18 protein-coding genes are annotated in these 21,833 nt (G+C 73.1%); 11 read left to right on the forward strand and 7 right to left on the reverse strand.

The genetic code is table 11. The features are described 5' to 3' along the window. Positions 1-134 precede the first annotated feature (134 nt). From ACIGXO_RS32355 to ACIGXO_RS32365, 3 genes are all read left to right on the forward strand, one after another. On the forward strand, positions 135-935 hold the full coding sequence (locus tag ACIGXO_RS32355; RefSeq protein WP_399794022.1) for a glycerophosphodiester phosphodiesterase family protein: 801 nt from the start codon (positions 135-137) through the stop codon (positions 933-935). Positions 936-1,002: 67 nt separating this feature from the next. Continuing rightward, positions 1,003-2,361, forward strand: a complete 1,359-nt coding sequence (locus ACIGXO_RS32360; RefSeq protein WP_399794024.1) for an MFS transporter — start codon at positions 1,003-1,005, stop codon at positions 2,359-2,361. A 257-nt stretch (positions 2,362-2,618) separates the two neighbouring features. Then, positions 2,619-2,996 (forward strand): RNA polymerase-binding protein RbpA, encoded by a 378-nt coding sequence (locus ACIGXO_RS32365; protein WP_030261439.1) that lies wholly within the window; start codon positions 2,619-2,621, stop codon positions 2,994-2,996. Positions 2,997-3,064: 68 nt separating this feature from the next. On the opposite strand, the gene fxsA is transcribed toward ACIGXO_RS32365, so the two are convergent. From fxsA to ACIGXO_RS32390, 5 genes are all read right to left on the reverse strand, one after another. After that, positions 3,065-3,631 (reverse strand): FxsA family membrane protein, encoded by a 567-nt coding sequence (gene fxsA / locus ACIGXO_RS32370; RefSeq protein WP_399794026.1) that lies wholly within the window; start codon positions 3,629-3,631, stop codon positions 3,065-3,067. A gap of 159 nt (positions 3,632-3,790) precedes the next feature. After that, entirely contained in the window at positions 3,791-4,570 is a 780-nt protein-coding gene (locus ACIGXO_RS32375) for a polyprenol monophosphomannose synthase (RefSeq protein WP_399794028.1), read from the reverse strand. After that, a complete protein-coding gene (lnt, locus tag ACIGXO_RS32380) occupies positions 4,567-6,279 on the reverse strand; it encodes an apolipoprotein N-acyltransferase (protein WP_399794030.1) in 1,713 nt (570 codons plus the stop codon). The genes ACIGXO_RS32375 and lnt overlap by 4 nt, the downstream gene beginning before the upstream one ends. A gap of 628 nt (positions 6,280-6,907) precedes the next feature. Beyond that, complete coding sequence (locus ACIGXO_RS32385) at positions 6,908-8,548, reverse strand: amidohydrolase (protein WP_399794032.1); 1,641 nt, start codon at positions 8,546-8,548, stop codon at positions 6,908-6,910. Positions 8,549-8,674: 126 nt separating this feature from the next. Further along, positions 8,675-9,115, reverse strand: coding sequence for an Lrp/AsnC family transcriptional regulator (locus tag ACIGXO_RS32390; protein WP_030608595.1), 441 nt, complete (start codon positions 9,113-9,115; stop codon positions 8,675-8,677). Between the two features lie 208 nt (positions 9,116-9,323). On the opposite strand from ACIGXO_RS32390, the gene ACIGXO_RS32395 reads away from it, so the two are divergent. After that, positions 9,324-9,737 (forward strand): hypothetical protein, encoded by a 414-nt coding sequence (locus tag ACIGXO_RS32395; RefSeq protein WP_031059630.1) that lies wholly within the window; start codon positions 9,324-9,326, stop codon positions 9,735-9,737. A 147-nt stretch (positions 9,738-9,884) separates the two neighbouring features. On the opposite strand, the gene ACIGXO_RS32400 is transcribed toward ACIGXO_RS32395, so the two are convergent. Continuing rightward, positions 9,885-11,057: an acyl-CoA dehydrogenase family protein gene (locus tag ACIGXO_RS32400; protein WP_399794035.1), complete on the reverse strand. Its 1,173-nt coding sequence runs from the start codon at positions 11,055-11,057 to the stop codon at positions 9,885-9,887. Positions 11,058-11,400: 343 nt separating this feature from the next. Between ACIGXO_RS32400 and ACIGXO_RS32405 the strand changes: the two genes are divergently transcribed. The 7 genes from ACIGXO_RS32405 to ACIGXO_RS32435 all read left to right on the forward strand — a co-directional run bounded on the left by ACIGXO_RS32405 (position 11,401) and on the right by ACIGXO_RS32435 (position 21,294). After that, positions 11,401-12,702: a glycoside hydrolase family 18 protein gene (locus ACIGXO_RS32405; RefSeq protein WP_399794037.1), complete on the forward strand. Its 1,302-nt coding sequence runs from the start codon at positions 11,401-11,403 to the stop codon at positions 12,700-12,702. Between the two features lie 295 nt (positions 12,703-12,997). Next, complete coding sequence (locus ACIGXO_RS32410) at positions 12,998-13,507, forward strand: DUF6230 family protein (protein ID WP_399794103.1); 510 nt, start codon at positions 12,998-13,000, stop codon at positions 13,505-13,507. 65 nt (positions 13,508-13,572) lie between these two features. Further along, a complete protein-coding gene (locus ACIGXO_RS32415) occupies positions 13,573-14,556 on the forward strand; it encodes a DUF6114 domain-containing protein (protein ID WP_399794104.1) in 984 nt (327 codons plus the stop codon). A gap of 163 nt (positions 14,557-14,719) precedes the next feature. Then, on the forward strand, positions 14,720-17,368 hold the full coding sequence (lanKC, locus tag ACIGXO_RS32420; protein WP_399794039.1) for a class III lanthionine synthetase LanKC: 2,649 nt from the start codon (positions 14,720-14,722) through the stop codon (positions 17,366-17,368). Next, on the forward strand, positions 17,365-17,481 hold the full coding sequence (locus tag ACIGXO_RS32425; RefSeq protein ID WP_107053937.1) for a SapB/AmfS family lanthipeptide: 117 nt from the start codon (positions 17,365-17,367) through the stop codon (positions 17,479-17,481). The genes lanKC and ACIGXO_RS32425 overlap by 4 nt, the downstream gene beginning before the upstream one ends. A 73-nt stretch (positions 17,482-17,554) precedes the next feature. Beyond that, positions 17,555-19,288, forward strand: a complete 1,734-nt coding sequence (locus tag ACIGXO_RS32430; RefSeq protein ID WP_399794042.1) for an ABC transporter ATP-binding protein — start codon at positions 17,555-17,557, stop codon at positions 19,286-19,288. Beyond that, the gene (locus tag ACIGXO_RS32435) at positions 19,285-21,294 is read left to right on the forward strand and encodes an ATP-binding cassette domain-containing protein (RefSeq protein ID WP_399794044.1); all 2,010 of its coding nucleotides are present in this window, start codon (positions 19,285-19,287) and stop codon (positions 21,292-21,294) included. The genes ACIGXO_RS32430 and ACIGXO_RS32435 overlap by 4 nt, the downstream gene beginning before the upstream one ends. Here the strand turns inward: ACIGXO_RS32435 and ACIGXO_RS32440 are convergent. Further along, positions 21,224-21,829: a response regulator transcription factor gene (locus ACIGXO_RS32440; RefSeq protein WP_399794046.1), complete on the reverse strand. Its 606-nt coding sequence runs from the start codon at positions 21,827-21,829 to the stop codon at positions 21,224-21,226. The genes ACIGXO_RS32435 and ACIGXO_RS32440 overlap by 71 nt on opposite strands. Positions 21,830-21,833 lie beyond the last annotated feature (4 nt).

Genomic DNA, 21,833 nt, shown 5'->3' on the forward strand with positions numbered 1-21,833 from the left:
CGGGCCGGCATCTCGTCCCGAAGGCCAGGGCGGCACGCTTCGAGGGCCGGCGTCTCGTCCCGAAGGCCGGCGGCGCGCCTTCGTGGCCGGACCCTCGCTGCCCCTCTGTGCGGGGCGCCCGCCATACTGCCCGCGTGACCGTCCTGCGCCCGCGCCCCCGCCACCCGTACCTCGACCACCCGGCACCGCTCGCCTTCGCCCACCGGGGCGGCGCGGCGGACGGCCTGGAGAACACCGCGCTCGCCTTCCGCCGCGCCGTCGAACGCGGCTACCGCTACCTGGAGACCGACGTGCACGCCACGTCGGACGGCCGCCTGGTGGCGTTCCACGACGCCACCCTGGACCGGGTCACCGACAGCAGCGGCCGGATCGGGGCGCTGCCCTGGCGGGCCGTGCGGCAGGCAAAGGTGGCGGGCCGGGAGCCGCTGCCGCTCTTCGAGGAGCTGCTGGAGGAGTTCCCGGAGGCGCGTTGGAACGTGGACGTGAAGGCCGAGGCGGCGCTGCGCCCCTTGCTGGCGCTGCTGCACCGTACGGGCGCGTGGGACCGGGTGTGCGTCGGCTCGTTCTCGGAGGCGCGGGCCGGGCGGGCGCAGCAGCTCGCGGGCGGCCGGCTGGCCACCTCGTTGGGCACCCGCGGGGTGGCGGGACTGCGCTTGCGCTCCTACGGGCGGAGCCTGCCGCTGGACCGGTTGCTGGGCGCCGCGGTACGGCGCAGCGCGGTGTGCGTACAGGTACCGGAGCGGCACGCGGGCCTACGGGTGGTGGACCGGCTCTTCCTGCGCGCGGCCCGACAGCTCGGGCTTCAAGTGCACGTCTGGACCGTGAACGACGCCGCGCGGATGGCGGATCTCCTCGATCTAGGTGTAGATGGCATCATGACCGATCACATAGACACGCTGCGGGATGTGCTGACCGCGCGGGGCGCCTGGACCTGACCTGACCCACGGGTGCCGGCCCCGCGACCGCTTCCGCCGCCGTGACGGGGAGCGCGAGGGGGAACCTGTGGGTGTGGACATCGCTGTCGAACCGGCCGAGCCGACGGACGCGGCCGGCCGGCGGCGCGAGCAGCGCGGCTGGTACTGGTACGACTGGGCCAACAGCGTCTACTCGACGACCGTCCTGACGGTGTTCCTCGGGCCGTATCTGACGTCCGTGGCGAAGGCGGCGGCCGACGCGCACGGCTTTGTCCACCCGCTCGGCATCCCGGTACGGGCCGGGTCGTTCTACGCGTACTCGGTGTCCGCCTCGCTGCTGCTCTCCGTACTGGCGATGCCGCTGGCGGCGGCCGTCGCCGACCGCACGGGCCGCAAGAAGCCACTGCTGGGCGGGTGCGCGTATACGGGTGCCGCGGCGACGACGGGGCTGCTCTTCCTGGGCGGCGACCGCTATCTGCTCGGCGGGGCGCTGCTGATCGTCGCGAACGTGTCGTTCGTCGTCTCGATGATGCTCTACAACTCCTACCTGCCGCAGATCGCGGCCCCCGAGGAGCGGGACGCGGTGTCCTCACGGGGCTGGGCGTTCGGTTACGCGGCGGGCGCGCTGGTCCTGGTGGCCAACCTGGTCCTGTACGCCGGCCACGCCTCCTTCGGCGTTTCACAGGAGGACGCCATCCGGATCTGCCTGGCGTCGGCGGGCCTGTGGTGGGCGGTGTTCACCCTCGTACCGCTGCGCCGGCTCCGGGACCGCCGACCACTTCGTACGGCCGCGTCCCCGCCCCCCGGAGGCGGCCTGCGGCAGCTCCGGGAGACACTGCGCGACCTGCGCCGGCACCCGCTGACGCTGGCCTTCCTGCTCGCGTACCTGGTGTACAACGACGGGGTGCAGACCGTGATCACCCAGGCGTCGGTGTACGGCTCGGAGGAGCTGGGCCTGGACCAGACGACGCTGATCGTCGCGGTGCTGCTCGTACAGGCGCTGGCGGCGGCGGGCGCGGTGCTGATGGGCCGGCTGGCCCGGCGGCACGGCGCCAAACGGACGATTCTCGCGTCGCTGGTGGCATGGATGGCGGTGATCGTCGCGGGGGTCTTCCTGCCCGCGCACGCGCCCGTGTGGTTCTTCTGCCTGGCCGTGGCGATCGGGCTGGTGCTGGGCGGCAGCCAGGCGCTGTCGCGGTCGCTGTACTCGCATCTGATCCCGCGCGGGAAAGAGGCCGAATACTTCGCCGCGTACGAGATCAGCGACCGGGGCGTGAGCTGGCTGGGGCCGCTGGTCTTCGGTGTCGCCTACCAGATGACGGGCAGCTACCGCGACGCGATCGCCTCGCTGGCGGCGTTCTTCTTGATCGGATTTGTCCTGCTCGCCCGCGTGCCCGTGCGGCGCGCCGCGACGGCGGCCGGAAACCGAGTGCCCGACCTGATTTAGGCAAGTGAGGCGCGGGCCGGTAGTGTACGCCTTTGGCTCACCAGGCGGACCGTTACTGCGCGCTGAACTTCGGACAGCGTCGGGTGACATCTGCTGCCAGATGTGACAAACCGGGCGTTGGTGGGTACAACAAGGGGCGGCACGACGGGCGACCTGGGTCCCGAATTCGGGAATCTTCACCGCCGACCGGACGTTGACCGGATGACGACGACAGCGACACCTGTCCTGTGGGCGACAAAGCCCGGGAGGCACGATTCATGAGTGAGCGAGCTCTTCGCGGCACGCGACTTGTGGTGACCAGCTACGAGACCGACCGCGGCATCGACCTGGCCCCGCGCCAGGCGGTGGAGTACGCATGCGAGAAGGGACATCGCTTTGAGATGCCCTTCTCGGTAGAGGCCGAGATTCCGTCGGAGTGGGAGTGCAAGGTTTGCGGCGCTCCCGCACTTCTGGTGGATGGCGATGGCCCTGAGGAGAAGAAGGGCAAGCCCGCGCGTACGCACTGGGACATGCTCATGGAGCGGCGCACCCGCGAGGAGCTCGAGGAGGTGCTGGCCGAGAGGCTGGCCGTCCTGCGCTCCGGCACCATGAACATCGCTGTGCACCCGCGCGACAGCAACAAGAAGTCCGCCTGACGGCGGACGGCTCACGTCGAGGGCCGGTACCCCTGCTGCGGCAGGGATACCGGCCCTCGCGGTGTTTATCAGCGCGGCAGCGGCGGGTCCTGCCGGGGCGGGGCCGGCGGCTCGTCGTCGCGGACGACCTCGCCCGGGACGACCTTGCCGTCCGGAGCGCGCATACGCGCCTGCTGGAAGGCGTCGCCGAAGGAGCCGGGGGTTGCGGACGCCTGGCGGGCCAGCAGGCGCTCCAGGCGCCGCTGGAGGAGTTTCCTGGTCGGCGGGAAGAGGCACAGCAGGCCCGCCGCGTCCGAGACCAGTCCGGGGCACATCAGGAGCAGGCCGCCGAGCATCGGCAGCATGTTGCCGCCACCGGTCTCCGGGGCCGGCTTCGCGGGATCGGCGCCGGGCTGCTGGAAGGCGCCCGCCAGGTTCTGCCAGGCGCGCCGGCCCGCCCGCTTGATGACGTAACCGCCGAGCACCACGCCGGCCACCAGCAGAAGAAAGACCGTCAGGCCGCCCGCTGCCCCACCGACCAGGGTGAGCAGCCAGACCTCCAGGACGACCCACACGGCGATGCCGAGCGGCACCAGACGGCGGGCGCGGGAGCGCTGGGGCGGACGGGGGCGGGGTGGCGTGGTGGCGGACGTCATGGTTCAAGTGTGCCTGGTCCGCCATGGGTAGGGCCCCTCCCTCTCCCCGAACCGGTGAGTGGGTCCCCTCCCCCGCCACCACCACCGCTCCCCAAGCTAGCCCCGGCGACCGACCGTCCCCCGGTTATCCACAGGCCCGCTTCAGCGGCTCTTCTCGCTTCAGCCGCTCTTCTTCCCCCGCAGCCTGTCCAGCCGGGACCCCACACCCCAAGCCGTCACCCGCCACAGCGCCTCCACGACGATGTCGCGGTTCATCTTGCTGTCGCCCCGCTCCCGTTCGACGAAGGTGATGGGCACCTCGACGACGTGGTAGCCCGCCTCGACGGCCCGCCGGGCCAGGTCGACCTGGAAGCAGTACCCCTGCGAGGCGACGTCCTCCAGGCCCAGCCCCTGCAGCGTCTCCTTGCGGAAGGCCCGGAAGCCGCCGGTGACGTCCCGGATCGGCACGTCCAGCAGCAGCCGGGAGTACGTGCTGCCGCCGCGGGAGAGGAACTCGCGGTACTTGGGCCAGTTCACCACCCGGCCGCCGGGCATCCAGCGCGAGCCGAGCACGAGATCGGCGCCCTTCAGGGCGGTCAGCAGCCGGGGCAGCTCCTCGGGCTGATGGGAGCCGTCGGCGTCCATCTCCACCAGGACGTCGTAACCGTGCTCGATACCCCACTGGAAGCCCGCGAGGTAGGCGGCGCCCAGGCCCTCCTTGCCCTGCCGGTGCAGGACGTGCACGTGGTCGTCGGCGGCGGCCAGTTCGTCGGCGAGCTTGCCCGTGCCGTCCGGGCTGTTGTCGTCGGCGACCAGTACGTGCGCGTCGGGCACTCCGGCGCGCACCCGATCGACGACCGGCTTGATGTTCTCCGCCTCGTTGAACGTCGGAATGATCACCAAGATGTCGCCCAGCGGCCCGTACTGCCGCCGCTCGCCGCCCTGTCCGCCGTCTGTCACTGCTGCCCCTTCTCGTCCTTCGTACGCCCGCGCCGGCCGAGCACGAAGGCGGCAGCGCAGGACAGAAGGCCCACCATAGCGATCACCCATTCCGGAGACGCGCCGACGCGGTCGGCGACGGTCTTTTCCTCCCGCAGCGGCAGGCTCGCGCTGACCACGCCCTGGGTGAATTCGGGGATGCGGTGGGTGATTTCGCCGTTCGGTGCGACGACGGCGCTGATGCCGCTGGTGGCGGCGGTGACCACGGCGCGGCCGTGCTCGACGGCGCGCAGCCGGGACATCGCGAGCTGCTGCTCGGGCTGGCCGGTGCGCCCGTAGGTGGCGTTGTTGGTCTGCACAATGAGGGCCCGCGCCCCGGCGTTCACGGTGTCGTGCACGATCTCGTCGTACGCCACCTCGAAGCAGATGACGTCGCCGAGCTTCGCGCCCGCCATGTTCATCACGCCGGTGTGGTCACCGGGGTAGAAGTCGCGCGGCACCCGCTGGAGGCGCGTGATGATCTTGCTGAGCTCCTTGCGGAAGGGCACGTACTCGCCGAACGGCACCGGGTGCTGCTTGGTGTACGAGGCGCCGGGGCCGGTCTTCGGGTCCCAGAGGATGCCCTGGTTGAAGACGTAGCCGGCCTTGGACAGGTGGTCCACGAGGGCGCCGACGAGCACGGGGACGCCGATGGCCCGCACGGCCCTGTTGATCCGGTCGTATGCCTCGGGGTACTGGAAGGGGTCCAGGTCGGAGGAGTTCTCCGGCCAGATGACGAGGTCGGGCTTCTTGGCGCGGCCGGCCTTCACGTCGGCGGCCAGCTTCTCGGTGGCGCGGGCGTGATTTTCCGTGATCATCATCGGGCGGCCGAGGAAGTCCATGCCGGGCTGCTGGACGTTGCCCTGCACGACGGCGATGTTCAGGTGGTCGGTGGCCTTGGTCGGTACGGGGACGGCGTACCCGGCGACGGTGACGGCCGCGGCCAGGCCGAAGGCTTCGAGGGCCGGGAGGGCCCGGCGCAGCCGCGTACCGGCCGCGCTGTCCGGGCGGCGGAGCTGCCAGAGCGTCACGGTGAGCGCGGCGAGGAGCGTGCCGGTGAGGGCGACGGCGAAGGTCACCAGGGGCGCGCCGCCGAGGGCGGCGAACGGGGTGTAGGGCGAGGCGGTGTTGGCGAAGGCGAGCCGGCCCCAGGGGAAGCCCCCGAAGGGCACGCGGTCGCGGGCCCATTCCTGGGCCACCCACAGGCAGGCGGCCCACAGGGGCCATGCCTTCAGGCGCGAGGTGACGGCCAGTCCGGCGCCGAGCAGTGCCACGAAGACGGCCTCGGCGAAGGCGAGGCCGATCACGGCGTCCCAGCCGACGACGTGCAGCCACTTCAGCAGCAGGAAGAAGAAGGGCCAGCCGAACACGAGGCCGGTCCAGGCGGCCTGACGTGCCGTACGGCCGCGGGTGAGCAGGCTGAGCCCGGCCACCGCCAGGAGGGACAGCGGCCACAGGTCGTACGGCGGGAAGGCCAGTCCGAGGGCGAGTCCGGTGAGGACCGCGAGTACCGTGCGCGGCGTTTCGCGGCGCACGAGGGCGGCGAGGCGGCGCAGGCGTCCGGGGCGGCGTGCTGCGGCGTCGGGCGCCTCGGTGGCCACGGGGCCGCCGTCGGCGGCGGGGCCGTCTCCGCCAGGGCCCTGGGCGGGGCCTGGTACGGCTTCGGCGGTGGTTTCGGAGCCCGATGGCACAGTCGCGGCCTTCCTGCAGGTCGTGCGGTGGTGAGCCGACGGTACAACGGGGCGCGTGCGCGCGGGGCGGCGGTGACCGGTACGGGTACGCGCGCTCGCTCTCGGTGAGGGCGAGGAGTGGTGCCGCGTATGAAGAGAGCGCCTCGTTACGAGGCGGCGCCGCGTACGGAGAGGGTGCCTCGCTACGAGGCGGGGTGCGGGGTGGGTGGAGATCCGCGGGGTGCGGATCGGGGCCCGGCGCCCTTCGGGCCGACCTGGGGCCCGCTGGCTGCGGGTCGACCGAGAGCCGTTGTCTACTGAGCGTCCGGGCCCCACCCGGGTCGCACCCGCCGGCCGACTGAAACCTGAACCGTCGCTTCCGTGCCGCAGGGGTGGACCTGGCTCCCAGTTGTGGTGTGCCGTGCGGCGCACCACCCCATGGCCCAGCTGCGTTCGACGGCTGCGCGGAGGTCTGCCGGTCGGACGTCCTTGTGGTGGACTCGGCCGAACCTACCGGCCGCCGACGGGCTCCTGTCAACATCCGTTCTACCTGCGTCGTTTTTGCGTTCAACCAGGTCAGTGCCGAACTGCCGCAGGTAGGGCGAGTACGCGCCGGGCACGTCGCCCGGCGGCACCCGCCGCGGGAGGTTCACTCGTTCGGCCGCTGGAAGACGGTCCGGCCGCCGACGACCGTCCGCAGGCAGCGCGGCAGCTCCTGGCCGGGGGTGAGATCGGGCAGGCCGGGGGTGCCGGAGCGGGGGTCGGTGGACCAGCGCTCGACGCGCTCGTCGGGGGCCTGGACGAGCAGTTCGCCGGTCTGCCAGACCGCGTAGTCGGCGGGTGCGCCGGGCACGAGGATGCCCGCGTCGTCGCGGCCGACGGCCCGCCAGCCGCCGCGGGTGTGGGCGGTGAACGCGGCGCGCGCGGAGATGCCGTGTCCGGGGGTGCGGTGGAAGACGGCGGCGCGGACGGTGCCCCAGGGGTCGAGCGGGGTGACGGGGCTGTCGGAGCCGAGCGCGAGCGGGACGCCGGCCTTGAGGAGGGCTGCGTACGGGTTGAGGGTGCGGGCGCGTTCGGCGCCGAGGCGGGTGGCGTACATGCCCTGTTCGCCGCCCCAGAGGGCGTCGAAGGCGGGCTGTACGGAGGCGGTGAGGGCGAGTTCGGCGAAGCCGGCGATGGTGTCCGGGGTGAGCATTTCGCAGTGTTCGATGCGGTGCCGGGCTGCACGTACCCGGTCGAGGCCGATCCGGTCGGCGGCCGTCCGTACGCCGTCGACGACGGCGGTGAGTCCGGCGTCGCCGATGGCGTGGAAGCCCGCCTGGAGGCCGGCTTCGGTGCAGGCGGCGACGTGTGCGGCGATGGTGTCGGCGTCGAGCAGCGCGTTGCCCGTATGCGCGGCGTCGGCGTACGGGGTGCACAGGTGGGCGGTGTGCGAGCCGAGGGAGCCGTCGGCGAAGAGGTCGCCCGCGGCGCCGACCGCGCCGAGTTCCCTGATCCGCTCCGCGTCCTTTGCGGTCGTGACGAGTTCGCCCCAGTAGCCGACGACGCGCGGGCCGTCGCCGGCGGCGGCGCGGTCGAGCAGCGAGGTCAGGTCGTCCTCGCCGGAGATCTCCGGGCCGGCGCATTCATGGACGGTGCCGATGCCGAGGGACGCGGCGTGCGCGAGCGCGGCGGCCTGTGCGTCGGCGCGCTGGGCCGGGGTGACGGTGTCGTACGCGGCCTGCCGCACGGCGTGGTGGGCGTCGCCGGTGAGCGGTCCCGCGGGGTCGAATCCGGCGCGTTCCCGCAGGCCGGGGACGAGGTCCTGGAGGGCGGTGGTGACCACGGCGGAGTGCACGTCGATGCGGCTGAGGTAGAGCGGGCAGCCACCGGTGGCCTCGTCCAGCTCGGCGCGGGAGGGCGCGCGGCCCTCGGGCCAGGCGCTGGCGTCCCAGCCGTGGCCGAGCAGTACGCGGTCGGCGGGGCGGGCCGCGGCGAAGGAGCGGATGCGTTCCAGGGCGCCGGGGAGGGAGCGGGTGCCGCTGAGGTCGAGGCCGGTCAGCGCGAGCCCGGTGGCGGTGGTGTGCACATGTGCGTCAGTGAACGCGGGGGTGACGAGCGCGCCGTCGAGGTCGATGACCTCGTCGACCCCATCGGCGAAGGAGTCGGCGGCTCCTTCCGAGCCGACCCAGGCGACCGAGCCGCCCTCGACGACCATGGCGGTGGCGAAGGGGTCGGCCGGGCTGTGGACCTCGCCGCGGCGCAGCAGGACGGTGCGGTCGGGGGCCGGTACGGGGGTGCGTTCACTCATACCGGACAGTTTCGCCCCTGCGCGTACCCGGCGGTCGCGCGGGGTGGGTGTGGCGTGGCCGTATCCGGGCGGGCGTGGCCGCATCCGGGCAGGCGCCGCCCCCTGAGGGCCCGCGGGCGCCGCGCTTCAGATGCGGGGCGGCCGGGCCTCGTACGGCGTGGACAGCACCACGGTCGTACGCGTCGAGACGCCGGCGAGCGTTCGGATGCGGGTCAGCAGGTGCTCCAGGTCCAGCGGCGCGGCGACCCGGACCTTGAGGATGTAGTTCTCGTCGCCCGCGACGCTGTGGCATGCCTCCAGTTCGGGGACCTCGGCCAGCCGCTCGGCGATGTCGTCCGGGGCGCTGGGGTCGAAGGGTTTGACCGAGATGAAGGCGGTCAGCGGCAGCCCCACCGCCTCGGGGTCGACGATGGCGGCATAGCCGCGGATCACGCCGCGCTGCTCCAGCCTGCGCACGCGCTGATGCACCGCCGAGGTGGACAGGCCAGTGGCCTTGCCCAGGTCGGTGTAGCTCATCCGCCCGTCCTTGACGAGCAGATCCACGATTTGTCGGTCCAGCTCCTCCACACGATCAACCTACTGTGCCGGGGCGCTGCGGCGCAGCTCGCGCCGGATCGTGGACACCGCGCGCCCCCTGTGTGACGAACGCCACACCCTTCACTCCGTGTCCGGCCGGTAGCCGAGATTATGCAGCGGAGTGGCAGGGAAATGCTCGTGGTGGTCGAGGCCGCCCAACACAGGAAGATGGCGGTTCCTCGCAGCCCACCCGAGGGGGATGGACATCATGCGACGCCCGAAGCAGGAATCCACGCTGGAGAACACCGCCGCCCAGGAGGGCGACAGTTTCCGCGACGACGACTTCGACGCCTTTGACACCGTCGAGCTCTACCGCGTCAGCTGCCCGGACTGCGGGCAGCCCATCGCGCTGCTCGCCGACGAGGACACGCTGCCCGAGCACGCGGTCTGCTCCTCGCCCTGGAACCCCTTCGGCCTGACGGTCTGCCAGGGGTCCGGCCGGGGCGTGGCCGAGACGGCCTCCGCCGATGACGTGCTGGCCCCCCAGGAGCAGGACAGCGGCATGCTGCTGACGCTCCCGGCGGGCCTGGACTGGCGTACCCAGCCGTTCTCCCACGTGGGCGGCCCCGGCTCCCGTCCGGTGCGCGTCCCCCTGATGCGCCGGCACCGCTGACGCGCCCGCGGACCGGCAACCGCGACATCACCGTGCGAGTGAGCCTCCCGACTCACTCGCACCTCCTTGCCGAATGACGAGCACCTGCCTTCCGCAGCCCAGCCTTTGACGTCCCATCAGTGGGACGGTGCGTCAGCGGACTGACCGTCAGCGGGACTCCGGGCCCGCCAAGTGCCGGGCGATGACCATCCGCTGGATCTGGTTGGTGCCCTCGACGATCTGCAGGACCTTGGCCTCGCGCATATAGCGCTCGGCCGGGAAGTCCGCGGTGTAGCCGTACCCTCCGAGCAGCTGGACCGCGTCCGTCGTGATGCGCATCGCCGCGTCCGAGCAGAAGAGCTTGGCCATGGCCGCTTCCTTGGTGAAGGGGCGGCCTTCGTCCCGCAGCCGGGCCGCGGCGAGGTAGAGCGACCGCCCGGCCGTCACCTGCGTGGCCATGTCGGCGAGCATGAAGCGCAGCCCCTGGTAGTCGGCGAGCGGTCGGCCGAACTGGCGGCGGGTCGCGACGTACGCCAGCGCCTCGTTCAGGGCCGCCTGCGCCACGCCCACGGCGCACGCGGCGATGCCGAGCCGGCCGGAGTCCAGCGCGTCGAGCGCGATGGCGAAGCCCTGGCCCTCCTCGCCGAGCCGGCGCGCGTCCCCGATCCGTACGCCGTCGAAGTGCAGTTGCGCCGTGGGCGAGCCCTTCATGCCCATCTTGCGCTCGGGCGCGGCGGCGCTCAGCCCCTCGGCGTCGCCGGGCACCAGGAAGGCCGTGATGCCGTGCGCGCCCGCTCCCCCGGTGCGGGCGAGGACGGTGTAGAAGTCGGCGATGCCGCCGTGGGTGGTCCACGCCTTCGTGCCGTTCAGGACCCAGCTGTCCCCGTCGCGCGTGGCGCGGGTGGTCAGGGACGCGGCGTCCGACCCGGCGGCGGGCTCGGAGAGGCAGTACGCGCCGAGCAGCCCGCCGCCGAGCATCGCGGGCAGGTGCTCGGCGCGCTGCTCCTTCGTGCCGTACGCGGCGAGCGCGTGGCAGGCCAGGGTGTGGACGCTGACGCCGAGGCCGACGGTGAGCCGGGCGGCGGCCAGCTCTTCGAGGACCTGGAGGTAGACCTCGTACGGCTGGCCGCCCCCGCCGAACTCCTCGGCGTACGCCAGGCCGAGCAGGCCCGACTCCGAGAGCAGTGTGAAGAGCTCGCGGGGGAACCTGCCCGCCTCCTCCTCGGCGGCGGCCGTGGGCGCGATCTCGCGGGCCGCCAGATCGCGTACGAGCGTCATCAGCTGGCGGGCTTCGTCGGTGGGCAGCCTGCGGTCCACGGGTCCGGGGCCGTACTCGGTCATGGCGGCGCTCTCCTCCCTGTAGGGCGTTGCGGCGTGCGCCGCTCGGGTGGCGCGGCGCGGCCGGTCCCACTGCCGTGATGATCTCTCTCCGGGTCGCGGAAGGCGATGACCTGCGGCGGTGGCGCAAGAAGTATGCCCAATACGGCGGCGTCCGCCACCCCTTGATCGTCTTCTCCGGGCGGTCGCCGGTTCTTGTGCGGGAGTTCAGCAAATTGGTCCAAACCATTGACCGAGTTGGTCTAGTCCTTCTACCTTCTCCCCCGACGCTCCACGCGTTCGGCGCCACTGCGGACGCAGGTCACAGCACTTCCCCCTCGATGGACCCCCACTCCGAGGAGCAACCATGCTCAGACCGCACAAGAAGCGCCCCCACCACCGATTCGCGGCCGTGGCCGCCGCCCTGTGCACGGCCGCGATGGCCGCCGGCGCGCTCACCGGGACCGCCACGGCCGCCCCCGCCGACGCGGCCCCCGCCTCCGCCAAGACCACGGCCAAGACCGCCGCCGCACAGCCCGCATCGGGCGCGGGGACCACGGCGGCCGGCAACAAGGTCGTCGGGTACTTCACCAACTGGGGCGTCTACCAGCGCAATTACCACGTCAAGAACATCGAGACCTCCGGCTCGGCGAACAAGCTGACGCACATCAACTACGCCTTCGGCAACGTCACCGGCGGCAAGTGCGCGATAGGTGACGCGTACGCCGACTACGACAAGGCGTACACCGCGGACCAGAGCGTCGACGGCAAGGCCGACACCTGGGAGAACGGCGCACTGCGCGGCAACTTCAACCAGCTGCGCAAGCTCAAGGCGCTGCACCCGAACCTCAAGGTGATCTGGTCCTTCGGCGGCTGGACCTGGTCCGGCGGCTTCGCCGAGGCGGCCAAGAACCCGGCGGCGTTCGCGCAGTCCTGTTACGACCTGGTCGAGGACAAGCGCTGGGCGGACGTCTTCGACGGCATCGACATCGACTGGGAGTACCCCAACGCCTGCGGCCTGACCTGCGACACCAGCGGCCGGACGGCCTTCACGAACGTCATGAAGGCGCTGCGCGCGAAGTTCGGCAGCTCCAACCTGGTCACCGCGGCGATCACTGCCGACGCCTCCGCCGGCGGCAAGATCGACGCGGCCGACTACGCGGGCGCCGCGCAGTACGTCGACTGGTACAACCCGATGACGTACGACTACTTCGGCGCCTGGGACGCCAAGGGTCCGACGGCCCCGCACTCGCCGCTGACCTCGTACAGCGGCATTCCGAAGGCCGGCTTCAACACCGCGGACACGACCAAGAAGCTCAAGGGCCTCGGCATCCCGGCGAACAAGCTGCTGCTGGGCATCGGCTTCTACGGGCGCGGCTGGAGCGGCGTCACGCAGTCCGCGCCGGGCGGCACGGCGACCGGCGCGGCGCCGGGCAAGTACGAGGCGGGCATCGAGGACTACAAGGACCTCAAGGGCCGCTGCCCGGCGACCGGCAAGGTCGGCGGCACCGCGTACGCCAAGTGCGGTGACCAGTGGTGGAGTTATGACACCCCGGAGACCATCGGCACGAAGATGGCCTTCAAGAACGAGCAGGGCATGGGCGGCACGTTCTTCTGGGAGCTCAGCGGGGACACCGCGACCGGCGAGCTGATCAAGGCGATCCAGTAGGCCCGGACGGCTGAAGGACAGGTGGGGGCGGGCGGCTTCGGCCGCCCGCCCCTTCGTCGTGCAGCACTGTTGACGCGCCGTCAACAACGGCCCTAATCTCTCGACAGCTACCTTCGTTACCGCAAGTAACCGCACGTCAGCGCTGTGACCGTACCGCCATGACCGAGCGCTCCCCCGGGAGGAAGCAGTGGGCAGGAATCAGCGGGCCGTACCGGAAGAAGGCCGCACGTCCTGGAGGAAGAGCGCGGCCGTGGCCGTGCCGGCGGTACTGGCCGTCGGGGCGCTGGCGACCGTGATGGCGCAGGGCGTGCTCGCCGCGTCGTTCGCCGTCTCCGGCACCAACTTCCAGGTGACCTCGGGCAAGTTGACCAGCGACGGGCTGGCCTCGTACGTGCACACCGACCGCTCCGCCGACGGTACCGGGCACCCCGTGGCCCTGCTCGGCATCGGTCAGGCGCGGCTCTCCGACATCTGCCAGTCGGCGCAGGTCAGCACGCCGATGGGGCCGGTGGTCTTCAAGCTCACCGCGGGCGGGAAGGCGGGCCCCGTCACCGCGGACAACCTCGTCATCGACGGTGAGGACCTGGTCGGCGACGCGCGCTTCGGTACGGCGCAGATCGGCCGCGACGCCTCGACGCTGGACGAGGTACCGGGCGTCCGCGGCCCGAAGGGCAAGTTCGGGCTGCAGGCCGGTGACATCGAGGTCGCGGGCGTGAAGTCGCACGCCTGGTCGGCCACGGGCGGCAACTTCCGCCTCAAGGGCCTGAAGCTGGGCGTCAGCCTGGACGGCGAGAAGTGCTTCTGAGGCGCGGGCGGCTGCCGGCCGCACTGACGGCGCGGCGCACGGCGCTGCGAGCCCGGCTCACGGCGCTGCGAGCGCGGCTCGCGGAGCAGGCGGCGCGGCTGCCCTGGCCCGCGGCGCGGGCGCGGTTCCGCCGGTGGCGGCGGACCCGGCCGTTCTGGGCCGGGCTGCTGCTGGTACTCGGCGGGGCCGAGCTGCTGCTCGTGCCGCTCTCCCCGCTCGGCGTGCTGGTCAGCCTGGGGCTCGGCGGGCTCGCCGCGCTCGGCATCGGGCTGGCGCTGATCGTGGCCGGGCTGTTCCTGTGGTGCACTCCGTCCGCGCGGCACTACGTGAGCGTCAACGCACTGATCCTGTCCGTGATTTCCTTCGCGGCCACCAACCTCGGCGGCTTCCTGGTCGGCATGGGGCTGGGCATCGCGGGTGCGGCGATGGGCTTCGGCTGGACGCCGCTCCCCGAGGGGCAGGGGTCAGGGTCACAGGACGGCGGCCCGGCGGGACAGGCCGGTGCCGCTCCCCCGGCCGACCGTACGGGCCCGTCCACCACCCTCGCCGTGGCCCTGCCCGTCGCCCTCCTCGCCGCGCTCGGGACGCCCGCCCCCGAGGCCCGCGCCGCCGGTACCGGAATCCCCGCCCCCGCCGCCGTCCCCACCGTCACGACCAGCCGTTTCGCGCCGAAGGGCTTCACGCTCGCCGGTGTCGAGAACGTGCCCACCGCGCGCGGCCCGGTCCGGGCGATGGTGCTGAGGATGAAGGCCGCCTCGCTCACCGACTACCGCCTCCTCACCCGCGACGGCAGCGACGAACTGGGCCTGGGCGCGTCGTCCCTGGAGCTGAGCGGCGACGTCACGCTCTATCTGACGAAGTTCCGCGGCTGCGTGGAAGGGGTGCTCTGCCTGACCTTCACCCCGGACCGGCTGCCCGTCCCGCCGCTGGTACCGCCCTTCGTGTACATGACCGACGTCTCCGCCGAGCAGGCGCTGGTCACCTCGGACCTGATCGTCGCCGACGGCCTGCGGCTACGCGCGGACGGACCGGTGCCGCCGGCCGCCTGAGCCCCGTCGATGGCGCCCCGACCAGTACAAATGTCATGGGCGAACCCTGCGTTTTTCCCGTGGATCCCGTGACGGACGATGCTGTTCCCCGCCGGGCAACTCTGCGATCGTCGCAGATAGAGGCCGCGAGGACATCCCGCGGCACAGACCGCCGGGAGGGTCGGTGGACAAGCGCTACGAGGTCTACTGCCTGATGGACCCTCACTTCTACGACGCGCCGGCCCGCGCGCACAGCGGAGGCACCACTTTCCCGCAGACGCGACGGCCGGTCCCTGACGGCTGGCGCCGCGCCGAGCTGGACGACTGGATCGTCTTCCGCCCCGCCGGCGGCACGCTCCCCCGCCAGGGCTGGAAGATCCACGTCTCGGCGTGCCTCGACAATGCGGCGGACATCCTCACCGCGGTCTGGGAGTACTGCCTCCCGCGCCGGATCGCCTTCAAGTTCCTGCCCGACAAGGACACACTGCTGCTCGCCAACGCCAAGTACGCACACCGGGGTTCGAGCGGAAAGTTCGTGACGGTCTACCCGGCGGACGAGGCGGAGCTGGAGCGGGTGCTCACCGAGCTGGGTGCGATCCTCGAAGGCCGGGCCGGGCCGTACATCCTGAGCGATCTGCGCTGGGGCGAGGGCCCGCTGTACGTCCGGTACGGAGCCTTCGCCGAGCGGTACTGCGTCTCCCCGGACGGCGAGGTCGAGCCGGCGATGGAGGACGGCGAGGGCCGGCTGGTGCCGGACGTCCGCACGCCGACCTTCCAGGTGCCCGACTGGGTGGAACTGCCCGGTTTTCTCGCTCCGCATCTCGCGGCGCGCGGCAGCGGCGCCGCCCTCGCCGACCTGCCCTACCGCTTCGAGAGCGCCCTGCACTTCTCGAACGGCGGCGGTATCTACGCAGGTGAGGACCTGCGCACCGGCGACCGCGTGGTGCTCAAGGAGGCCCGCCCGCACGCGGGACTGACGCCGGACGGCCGGGACGCGGTCGCCCGTCAGGAGCGCGAGCGGGAGATGCTGGCGCGGCTCCGGGGCCTGGACTGCGTGCCCGCGCTGCACGATCACTTCGTACGGGGCGACCACCACTTCCTGGTCGAGGAATTCATCGAAGGGACGGAGCTCAACGACGAGTTCGTCGACCGGTATCCGCTCACCCTGGCGCAAGCGGGCGAGGCCGAGACGGCCGACTACACCGCCTGGGCCCTCGACCTGTACGACCGAGTGGCGCGGGCCGTCGGCGAGGTGCACGCGCGCGGCGTGGTCATCGGTGATCTCCAGCCGTCGAACATCATCGTCCGCCCGGACGGCGGCGTGGTGCTGATCGACCTCGAAGGGGCGGCGGACGCCGCAGAGGGGCGGCGGCAGGCCCTCGGCGCCCAGGGATTCACGGCACCGCGCGAGGTGCACGGCCCGGCCGTCGACGACTACGCCCTGGCCTGCCTCCGACTCTTCCTCTTCCTGCCGCTGACCGGCCTGCTCTCCCTGTCACCCGGCAAGGCGGGACAGCTCGCCCGGGAGGCGGCACGCACGTTCCCCGTCCCCGACGGGTACTTCGACGCGGCGGTGCGCACGCTCGCCGGCGAGGGCTCGGCGCCCGCGGAAGCGGCAGCCGATCCGCGGCTGCGCCCTGACCACGAGGGCTGGGTGCAGGCCCGCGACGAGCTGGCGGGCGCCATCCTCTCCGCGGCCACGCCGCAGCGGGACGACCGGCTCTTCCCCGGCGACATCGAGCAGTTCGCCGCACCGGGCGGCGGGCTGGGCATGGCGTACGGCGCGGCGGGGGTCCTGTATGCGCTGGACGTGACCGGTGCCGGCCGCCACCCCGGCCACGAGGAATGGCTGATCCGGCGCGCCCTGCGCCCGGAGCCGGGGTCCCTGCTCGGCTTCTACGACGGGCTGCACGGCGTCGCGTACGTCCTCGACCACCTCGGGCACCGGCACGAGGCGCTGAAGATCCTCGACCAGTGCGCGGGCGAGCAGTGGCTCCGGCTCGGCCTCGACCTCCGGGGCGGGCTGTCCGGCATCGGCCTGAACCTCCTCCACTTCGCGACCGCCACCGGCGAGCCGGCGCTGCAGGACGCGGCCCGGGAAGCGGTGGACGCCGTCGCTGCACGGCTGGGCCCGGCCGACGCCGTCCCGGAGGTGAGCGGCGGCGGACAGCCGTACGCGGGCCTGCTGCGCGGCTCGTCCGGCCCGGCGCTGCTGTTCCTCCGGTGGTACGAGCACACGGGCGACCCGGAGTTCCTCGACCTCGCCTCCACAGCCCTGCGGCAGGACCTGCGCCGGTGCCTGATCCGCGACGACGGGGTCATGGAGGTCAACGAGGGCTGGCGGACGATGCCCTACCTCGCGGACGGCAGCGTCGGCATCGGCCTCGTCCTGGACGACTACCTGGCGCACCGGGACAACGAGGGCTTCACGGCGGCCGCCGCGACGATCCGCCGCGCCGCCGAGGGACGGTTCTACGTCGAGCCCGGGCTCTTCGACGGCCTGGCGGGGATGATCCTCCACCTCAGCCGCGCGTACCCGACCGGCACCGCGGCCGAGCGGGACCCGGCCGTCGCCGACCAGATACGCCGGCTGGCCCGGTATGCCGTGGTGCACGAAGGCCGGCTCGCCTTCCCCGGTGAGGAGCTGCTGCGGCTCTCCATGGACCTCGGCACCGGCAGCGCGGGAGTGCTGCTCGCGCTCGGCGCCGCCCTCCACGACTCCCCCGTGCGGCTGCCCTTCCTCGCCGCGCCGCGCGACGCCCGGCACCCCGGGCCCCCAAGCCATTCCGACCCCGTCCCCATGGAGAAGAAGTGCGGAGGTGAAACGACATGACGATCCTGGACCTGCAAGGCATGGAGACCGCTCACCACGGCGGCCGGCCGAGGAGGAGTGGCGCCAGCAAGTACTGCGGCGGCACCAGCCAGCTGAGTCTGCTGCTCTGCTGAAAGCAGCCATCGGGGCGAGGACGTTCATGGCGTCCCCGCCCCTTCGTGTATGCGCACAGGGAGGGAGAAGGCCATGGACCGACGCGCCGCTGACCGGCTGCTGCTGACGGCAGCGCGGCGGGGCGGGCCCTGGGTCCCCGCCATGATGGCCACCTCACTGCTGCTCGCCGGTGTGTACACCGTGCTGCCGGCCCTCATGGGCCGCACCGTCGACGCCGTGCTCACCGGCGGGCACACCGCCATTTGGCTGACCCTCAGCATCGCGGCGATCGTCGTCCTGATGGTGTGCGACCTGCTGGACGACCTGGTGGGAAAGCTGGCCGAGGCACGTTCGACCGCATGGCTCCGCCACACCCTCCTGCGGCACGTACTGGACCTGGGCACCCGTGCCACGCGCCGCTTCACGGCCGGAGACCTGGTCGGCCGGCTGGTGGGGAACTCCGCCCGGACCGGGCAGGTGGCCTCGACCCTGGTATGGGCCGTGGTGGACCTGGTGCCCCCGGTGGGCGCGGTCGTCGCGCTGGCACTCATCGACCCCTGGCTGTGCCTCACCTTCCTGGTGGGGCTGCCCGTCGTGCTGTCCCTTGTGCGGACGTTCGTCCGCGACGCCTCCGACATCAACGAGCGCTATTACGAGGCCCAGGGCCGGGTGGCCGCCCGGCTCGTCGACGCCCTGGCGGGGATACGCACGATCACCGCGGCCGGCACCGTGGACCGCGAGGTGCGCCGCGTCCTCGGCCCGCTGCCGGAGCTGCGCCGGCACGGGGCCGGCATGTGGCGGGTCCTCGCGCGGGTCTCCGGACGGGAGGCGCTGGTCATCCCCTTGCTGGAGGTCGCCGTCCTCGCGGTCGCCGGCCTGCAGCTCGCGCACGGCCGCATCACGCCGGGCCAGGTCCTCGCGGCCGGCGAGTACGTCGTACTGGCCACCGGCATCAGCTCGCTGGTGTCGTCGGCGAGCCGGCTCGCGCTGGCCCGGGCGACGGCGGGCCGGGTGGCGGAGGTGCTCGCCGAACCCGCGGTGGAGTACGGCGGCGAGCGCCTGCCCGACGGTCCCGGGACGCTGGAGTTCCGGGGCGTCACCGTACGGGGGCCGAGCGGCACCGTACTGGAGGATCTGCGGCTGACCGTCCCCGGCGGGGCGCTGGTCGCGGTGGTGGGCCGGTCGGGGTCCGGCAAGTCCGTGCTGGCCGCGCTGGCCGGGCGGCTCACCGACCCGGACGAGGGCGAGGTGCTGCTGGACGGCGTGCCGTTGCGCCGGCTCCGCAGGCCGGCGCTGCGCGAGGCGGTGGCGTACGGCTTCGAGCGTCCGGTGCTGCTCGGCGAGACGTTCGCCGACGCGATCGGCTTCGGGCCGCGGCAGGCCGGTGACGGCGAGGTGGTGCGGGCGGCCGCGGCGGCGCGGGCCGACGGCTTCATCAGGCGGCTGCCCCAGGGGTACGGGACCCGGCCGGCCGACGCGCCGATATCCGGCGGTGAGGCGCAACGGGTCGGGCTGGCACGGGCGTTCGTGCAGGCCGGGCGGGTGCTGGTGCTGGACGACGTCGCCGCCAGCCTCGACACGGTGACCGAGCACCACATCAGCCAGGTCCTCACGGGTGCCCTGGCGGGGCGCACCCGGCTCGTCGTGACCCACCGGGCGTCCACCGCGGCGCGGGCCGACCGCGTCGTCTGGCTGGACGGCGGCGGCGTCCGCGGGCAGGGCACCCACGGGGAACTCTGGTCGCAGCCGGCGTACCGGGCCGCGTTCCAGCCGGATGGCGCAGGCACCGGCGCGCAGGCCGCCGCGAACGCCGGGGGCGTGGCGTGACGGGCCCGGCCGCGGGGCTGCTGCGGTCCTCGCTGCGCCGGCGGCGCAAGGAGTTCGTACGGCTCGCGGGGTGGTCGCTGGTGCAGGCCGTGCCGGCGTTCCTCACCGGGTGGGTCATCGCCCGTGCCGTGGACGACGGCTTCCTCGCCGGCCGGGCCGGGACGGGCTTCGCCTGGCTGGGGGTGCTGGCGGTCGCGGTCGGGACCGGGGCGTGGGCCACGCGCCACGCGACGCTGGGGCTCGCGGCGGTCGTCGAACCGCTCCGGGACGAGCTGGTCACGCTGGTGACGTCCGGCACGCTGCGCCGGTCGGCCGGCTCCGACCGGCCGGCCGACACCGGCGGCGTGGCGCGCCTGACCGAACAGGTGGAGATCGCCCGTGAGGCATACGGGGCGGTCGTGATGTTCGTGCAGAGTTTCGCCGCCTCTTCGGTGGGGGCACTGCTCGGGCTGGCCACCCTGGACCCCGCCCTCCTGCTGTTCGTGCTGCCGCCCCTGTTGGCGGGGCTCGGGCTGTTCGTCGGGGCGCTGCGGGCGATGGCCGCGCGCCAGCGGGACGTGATGCTGGCCGACGAGCGCGTCGCCGAGACGGCGAGCGAGGTGACCGGCGGGCTGCGGGACGTGGTGGCGTGCGGCGGGGAGGACGTCGTACGGGAGCGGGCGGGCGAGCGGATCGACGCGGCGGCGCTGGCCACGCGGGCGCTGGCCCGGATGACGGCCGTGCGGACCGCGTCGCTGGCCGTCGGCGGCTGGCTGCCGCTCGTCCTCGTCCTGGCGGGGGCGCCGTGGCTGGTGGAGCGGGGGGTGACGGCGGGTGCGGTGCTGGGTGCGGTGACGTATGTGTCGCAGGGGCTCCAGCCCGCGTTGCAGAGCCTCGTCCGGGGGATCGCGGACAGCGGGCTGTGGCTGCTGGTCACGCTCGGCCGGATCGCGGGGGCTGCGGGCGAGCCGCCGGCCGAGGCCGATGCCGGTGAGCCGCCGACGGAACCGACGACCGACCACCGGCTACCGGCCGAGCCCGCAGCCGGCGGGCCGCCGACCGAGTCCGCGGCCGACCCGCCACCCACGGAACCCATACCCGCCAGTGCCCCACCCGGCCGCCCGCCGGGAAGACGCCCGCGCCACTCCGGCCTCGAGCTGCGCGGCGTCACCTTCCGCTACGCGCGCTCCGCCGAGCCGGTGATCGACGCGCTCGACCTCGTGCTGCGGCCGGACGAGCACCTGGCCGTCGTGGGGCCGAGCGGGGCGGGCAAGTCGACGTTCGCCGCGCTGGTGGCCGGCGTGCTCGCGCCGCATAGCGGCGGCGTCCGGCTGGGCGGCGTACCGGTCGGGTGCCTCGACGACGGCCCGGCCCGGCACCGGGTGCTGATCCCGCAGGAGGCGTACGTGTTCGCGGGGTCGCTGTGGGAGAACCTCACCTACCTGGCGCCCGGCATCCCGGCGGCGGCGGTGGACGCGGCGGTGGACGAGGTCGGCGCCCGGCCGCTCGTGGAGCGCCTGGGCGGTTACGACGCGGCCGTGGACCGGCAGGAGCTGTCGGCCGGGGAACGCCAGCTGATATCCCTGGTCCGCTCCTACCTCCCGCCCGCGGAGCTGTTCCTGCTGGACGAGGCGACCTGCCATCTCGACCCGGCCGCCGAGGCACGCGCGGAGGCGGCGTTCGCCCGCCGCCCGGGCACGCTGATCGTGTGCGCGCACCGGATCAGCTCGGCGCTGCGGGCCGACCGGATCATGGTGCTGGACGGCGCGCGGGCCGCCGTCGGTACGCATGCGGAGCTGATGACGGGCTCCGCCCTCTACCGGGACCTCGTCGGCCACTGGGAGGAGGGAGCGGGCACCGGGACACCGGGTCCCGCAGCCAGGAAGCCGGACCCCGCAGCCGGAAACCCGGGCTCCACGACCGGGAAGTCCGGCTCCACGACCGGAAAACCGGGGCTCACAGCCAGCCCGACTCCCGGGCGATCCGGATCGCGTCGATCCGGTTCCGCGCTCCGATCTTCCGAGTGATCGTGCAGAGGTGGTTGCGGACCGTGCCCACGGACAGCGACAGCCGGTCGGCGATCTCCTGCCCGGGGGCGCCGTCGGCGGCGAGCCGCAGGACTTCCCGCTCCCGCGGAGTGAGCGGGTCCGCGGCCGCGTCGAGCACGAGCATCGCCAGCCCGGGGTCGATGTAGCGCTGTCCCCCGACCACCTTGCGGATGCCCTCGACGAGCCGGTCCGAGGGCGCGTCCTTCCCGATGAGCCCCGGCGGCCGCAGGGCCAGTACGCTGCGCAGCCGCTCCAGCGCGGGCGACCCTGCCACCAGCAGCGTCCGGCATTCGGGGAGCCGCTCGCACAGCTTGCCCGCCGTGGCGAGCGCCTCGTCCTGGTGCGCGTCGACGTCGATGACGACCACATCGGGGCGGTAGGAGAGCGCCCGGGCGAGCACCTGACCGTTTCCCCCGCCCTGCGCGACGACCTCGATGTCCGATTCACGGGTCAGCAGAGCGGCGAGCGCTCCGCGCAGCAGCCCGTTTTCCTCGACGAGAAGAACACGGATCACTGTT

This window comes from Streptomyces sp. NPDC053542 (assembly GCF_044544685.1).
Classification (GTDB): domain Bacteria; phylum Actinomycetota; class Actinomycetes; order Streptomycetales; family Streptomycetaceae; genus Streptomyces.